This is a genomic window from Arcobacter sp. CECT 8985, assembly GCF_004116495.1.
GTDB lineage: Bacteria > Campylobacterota > Campylobacteria > Campylobacterales > Arcobacteraceae > Malaciobacter.
On the sequence record NZ_PDKC01000060.1, the window covers coordinates 1 to 4,423 of the forward strand.

General features: G+C 26.0%; 8 protein-coding genes and 1 pseudogene. 4 read left to right on the forward strand and 5 right to left on the reverse strand.

What is annotated here, in order from left to right; genetic code table 11:
• Window positions 1-204, forward strand: a pseudogene (locus CRU93_RS14255) (chemotaxis protein); the annotation flags it as partial.
• Window positions 205-268: 64 nt separating this feature from the next.
• On the opposite strand, the gene CRU93_RS13840 reads toward CRU93_RS14255, so the two are convergent.
• From CRU93_RS13840 to CRU93_RS13855, 4 genes are all read right to left on the reverse strand, one after another.
• The gene (locus CRU93_RS13840; protein WP_258238943.1) at window positions 269-1,324 is read right to left on the reverse strand and encodes an AI-2E family transporter; all 1,056 of its coding nucleotides are present in this window, start codon (window positions 1,322-1,324) and stop codon (window positions 269-271) included.
• Between the two features lie 92 nt (window positions 1,325-1,416).
• Complete coding sequence (locus CRU93_RS13845) at window positions 1,417-1,644, reverse strand: ChaB family protein (RefSeq protein WP_129104778.1); 228 nt, start codon at window positions 1,642-1,644, stop codon at window positions 1,417-1,419.
• Between the two features lie 92 nt (window positions 1,645-1,736).
• A complete protein-coding gene (locus tag CRU93_RS13850; protein ID WP_129104779.1) occupies window positions 1,737-2,189 on the reverse strand; it encodes a hypothetical protein in 453 nt (150 codons plus the stop codon).
• 47 nt (window positions 2,190-2,236) lie between these two features.
• Window positions 2,237-2,524, reverse strand: coding sequence for a coiled coil domain-containing protein (locus CRU93_RS13855; RefSeq protein ID WP_129104780.1), 288 nt, complete (start codon window positions 2,522-2,524; stop codon window positions 2,237-2,239).
• 376 nt (window positions 2,525-2,900) lie between these two features.
• Here CRU93_RS13855 and CRU93_RS13860 point away from each other — a divergent pair, with 376 nt between their 5' ends.
• The 3 genes from CRU93_RS13860 to CRU93_RS13870 are packed head-to-tail and all read left to right on the forward strand — an operon-like array spanning window position 2,901 to window position 3,722.
• Window positions 2,901-3,200, forward strand: a complete 300-nt coding sequence (locus tag CRU93_RS13860; RefSeq protein WP_129104781.1) for a DUF883 domain-containing protein — start codon at window positions 2,901-2,903, stop codon at window positions 3,198-3,200.
• Window position 3,201: 1 nt separating this feature from the next.
• Window positions 3,202-3,492: a hypothetical protein gene (locus tag CRU93_RS13865; RefSeq protein ID WP_129104782.1), complete on the forward strand. Its 291-nt coding sequence runs from the start codon at window positions 3,202-3,204 to the stop codon at window positions 3,490-3,492.
• Window positions 3,468-3,722: a hypothetical protein gene (locus tag CRU93_RS13870; RefSeq protein ID WP_129104783.1), complete on the forward strand. Its 255-nt coding sequence runs from the start codon at window positions 3,468-3,470 to the stop codon at window positions 3,720-3,722. Before CRU93_RS13865 ends, CRU93_RS13870 begins: the two co-directional genes overlap by 25 nt.
• Window positions 3,723-3,924: 202 nt before the next feature.
• Here CRU93_RS13870 and CRU93_RS13875 read toward each other — a convergent pair.
• On the reverse strand, window positions 3,925-4,423 hold a 499-nt coding region (locus CRU93_RS13875; RefSeq protein ID WP_164967704.1), incomplete at its 5' end, for a helix-turn-helix domain-containing protein.

Consider the following 4,423-nt stretch of genomic DNA (forward strand, 5'->3'; position numbering starts at 1 on the left):
ACAGATTCAATAGCAAAAGAGATAGTATCAGATGCAAATGCGAAAGAGTTCTTAGGAAAAGATAGTGTAAAAGTTAAAGATATTGAAGTTCATGAGGACTCTTTTGACTCTTCTGCTTCAAAAGAAGTTACATATTCTAAAACAGAGCATAAAAAAGTAGTTAGTTCAAAAAATAATGATGATAGTGAATGGGAGAGTTTTTAAAATTTCTTTCTAATACTTTTAATATAAGTTGAAGTAAAAATATAGCTTCAACTTAATTAATAGTTTATTTAAAACTCTTTTTATAAATATTTAAAACAGTATCTAAAAGTGCTGCTATTACTGGACCTATAATAATTCCTACAGGACCAAAAGATGCTATTCCTCCAAGTATTGATACAAGAATAACTAGATCAGGTAATTTTGCATCATTTCCAACAATCCATGGTCTTAAAAGATTATCTACTAATCCTACTACTACTATTCCCCATATGGTAAGGGCAATTCCCCATGCAATACTACCTGTAATCAATAGATAAATTACAGCAGGTATCCAAACAATAGGTGCTCCCAATCCTGGCACTGCAGAAAGTACAAAAACAACACTTCCCCAAAATACAGCTCCATTAAGTCCTATAGTCCAAAATCCTAAGGCAACTAATAGCCCTTGAATAAATCCAATTATAACTATACCTTTAAGTGAGGCCTTCGTTACCATAAGTCCACGATTCATAAGTTCATCATAATCTTTTTTTGAAAGAGGAACTAAAGAAGAAAAGGATTCTAGTAATTTTTCTCCATTTATCAAAAAATAAAACATAGCATAAAACATAATAAACAAACTCATAAGAAATCCAGCAGTTCCTTTTGTTGCACTAGATAAACTTGATACTAGCCAACTTCCTATTGTACTAGTTGCATCAGAGGCTTTTTTAAGAACAGTTTCATTTAAAGAATCAACTTTATCTTGAAGTGGTAACCAACTAGGCAGTTGTTTACTTAGAGAGAATTTATCATCTAAAATCTCTTTTACTATTGGAGTTGTTTTTTCACTAAATTGTATAGCTTCGTTTGTTACCATACCTGTAAGTATTGTAAGTGGAAAACCAACAGCTAAAATTGATATTATTAATACACTAGAAGCTGCTAAAATGGATTTGTTTTTTACATATAAAAGAATTTTCTTATAAAAAGGATACAATAAACCTGAAAAGATTGCAGCAAGTACAAGAGCTATTAAAAACTCTTTAATCATTCCAATAAATCCCATAAGAACAGTAATTAATAATACTAAAATAAAGGCTTGTTGAAATTTATTTGTTTTTTTATCTTTCATTGTCATTGGGCTCCTTAGGTATTATATAACTGTTATAAAAGATAAAACTATATCTATTTTATAATTAAATTTTGTAAATATACATAATAAAAGTTATTTTATTTTTTTACCCAATTGTCTTTGTCATTTTTTTTATATACATTTTTAACTGCAGACCAAGCAACTTTATGAGAAATTTCTTCTCTTGAAATATCACCTTTTCTGTCTTTTGGTTCTTTGTATTCTTCCCAAGCATTATTGTAAGCTTCTTTATAAATTTCTTGAGCATGTTTTGGTAGATTGTCTTTTACTTGTTTTGGTAATTCATTAATACTCTTGTATGGCATTTCCCCTCCAAGTTTAAACTAATTATATCTATACTAGTTCAACACTTTAAAATGTGTTAAACTGTATAATTGAAGAATAATAAACTATTTTATTATTTTGAGTCAAATTGCTTTTCAGCTTTTTCCCAAGTTTCTTCTAACTTTCCATATGCTTTAGAAAAACCTTTTTTAGTACTTTCCCATGCATCAGCAGTACTACTTTTCATACTACCATACCATTGTGCAACTTGGTTACGTTGTTTTCGAAGAGATCTTAAATTTTGACGAGTTTTCTTTTGAACAGTTTTGCTCATTTTATCCCATTGGTTGTCAACTTTTGATTCTAAACTATCAAGATTTTCATCAAGTTTATCTAAGCTATTTTTCACTCTTTTTAGTGCTTGATCTTTTTTATCAACAGTATAGTTTCCAATAGATTTGAATAACTCTTTTGTATCATTTTTTACTTCTTTAACCGATATATTTGAATTTTCTGGTTGAGCATAAGCAAACGTTGTAAAACCTAATAATCCTATTATCATTAATACATATATATTTAATTTCATTTGTAATCTCCTTATTTATTTTTTATATTTTTATAGTAATTTTTTAATTATTTAAATCTTGAACTAGCTGATTGTATTGCAGTACCAAGAGAATCCCAAGCACTTTCAATACCTGCTTTTAAATCTTCCCAAGCATTATCACTTGCATTTTTTAATTCAGTAAGTTTTTCATTTGCATTTGCTTGTTTAGTTCTTAACTTTTGTATTTGTTCATTGTACTCGATTTTTTTATCTGCTTTTTCTTTTTCAGCTTGCGCTTTAAGCTTATCTATTTGTGCACTCCATTCATCTAATTGTGCTTGTAATTTCTTTTCATATTCTTTTTTCAAACTCATAATTTTTTCCTTTTTAATTATTTTAATTTTTATTATTTTCTAGTATTCATATAATATATTTTAAATATTATTACTTTAACCACTCTCTTAAATAAAATAGATTTTTACATACTATGGATTTAAAATATTATGATTAAAAGGTCGTTGTAAAGCTATGTCTTTCATAATAACCTCCTTGTTTGTACTAAAACTATAACAAAAGGAAATAAAGTGTTCCTTAAACAAAATTACTAGTTTTTAGAAAAAGTACACAAGTAACTGTTAAATAAAAATATTATTTTTATATGTAATATTGTTAAATTATAATTTTTATTTTCGATTAATACTCATTATGTTAGATTTAATAAGTATTATTAAAAAAGAAAAAGGAATAAAAATGGCAACACAAGAAGTAACAAAATTAAAAGAAGAAATTGAAGTTTTAAAAGCAGACATAAAAGAATTGTCTACAAGTTTAAAAGAAGCTACTGCTGCAAAAGTAGATAAAAGTGCAAGTAAACTTGATATCTTTGATAATTTATCAATGGATGAATTAAAAACAAAATTGTATGAGTTAAAAAGTAAAGGTTTAGATGAAGTTGGTGAAGTAGAAACTAAAATCAAAAATGATCCTTTTAAAAGTATTGCAATTACATTTGGCTTAGGATTTTTAGCAGCTTGGTTAGTAAAAAAATAAAATGTCAAAAGTTACAATTTCAGAATTTATTATTTCTGTTGTAGAATTAATAGAAGCTCAAATAAAAGAAGTAGAATCTTCTTTTGTAAATAGTGCAAAGGGTTTATTGATAAAACTTTTTTCACTTTCCTTACTTGTTATGGCATCTATTTTTTTCTTTTTAGGAATAAAAGTTTGGATTGAAAGTTATTTAGGTGAGATTTTTGCTTACTTTATAACTGCTTTTGTAATTTTAATATTAGCATTAATAGTCTCGAAGGTGGCTTCATGGAAGATAGAACAAAAAAGATAGAAAAACTTAACGATTTAATATCTAAATTAGAAGGTGATAATTCTATATTTATTAAGAAACCTAGTTCTGTTAAAATTGCAAAATTAAAATTAAAAGCACTTGATCCTGGGTACGATATAGGTGATACATTAAAAAGTCTTAATTCTGGTACGAAAGAAGATTTAATAGCTACTTTTATATCTCAAAATTATGTAAAACCTTTTTTAGTGAAATTATTATCTAAATTTTAAAAAAAGCTACAAAGGATATACAATGTTATCATGGTCATTAACTTTTTTAACTTCTAGTGGTGTCAGGAATATCTAATGCAATTAGAGGAAGACGTCCCTAATTAAAACTCTAATTTTTTTATAATATATGAACTCTTAAAAGTTCTAATACAAACAAAAGAATACAAATTATAGTAGAAAGATTAAGCTTTTTATCTTTCTCCTATATATTAGATAAAAGGTGATGACAATACTCTTCACTTTGAAACTGTAAATATTCATTTTTTGTAAATAAAAAGTTTTTTAGATTTATACCTGAAAAGTATTTGAACTCTTTTATTAAGTGAGATTGGTCATAAAAGTCCAATTTTTGAGCTAGCGAAGAAAAATTTATATCATCAAATGTTCTTAAGTTATCTAAAATCTTATAAAATCTCAAAATCCTTTGTATTGTTTGGGGAGTTAATCCTGTGAATTTTTTAGTTTCCCTTTGAACTTGTCTAATTGATAAGTCTATTTCATTGTAAAAGTTATTAAGATTTGAAGATTGCATTAGTTTTTTTATCTCTTCTACTATCTCTTGATCTTTTATTTTAGAGCAAAGATTAGAAAAAAAATTATTTAATATTTGTATAACTTCAGTTGGTTCTTGTTTATTTATTTTTATCTTATTTATAATATCTTCATCAAATTTTATACCTAATTCTTCAATACTATATGAT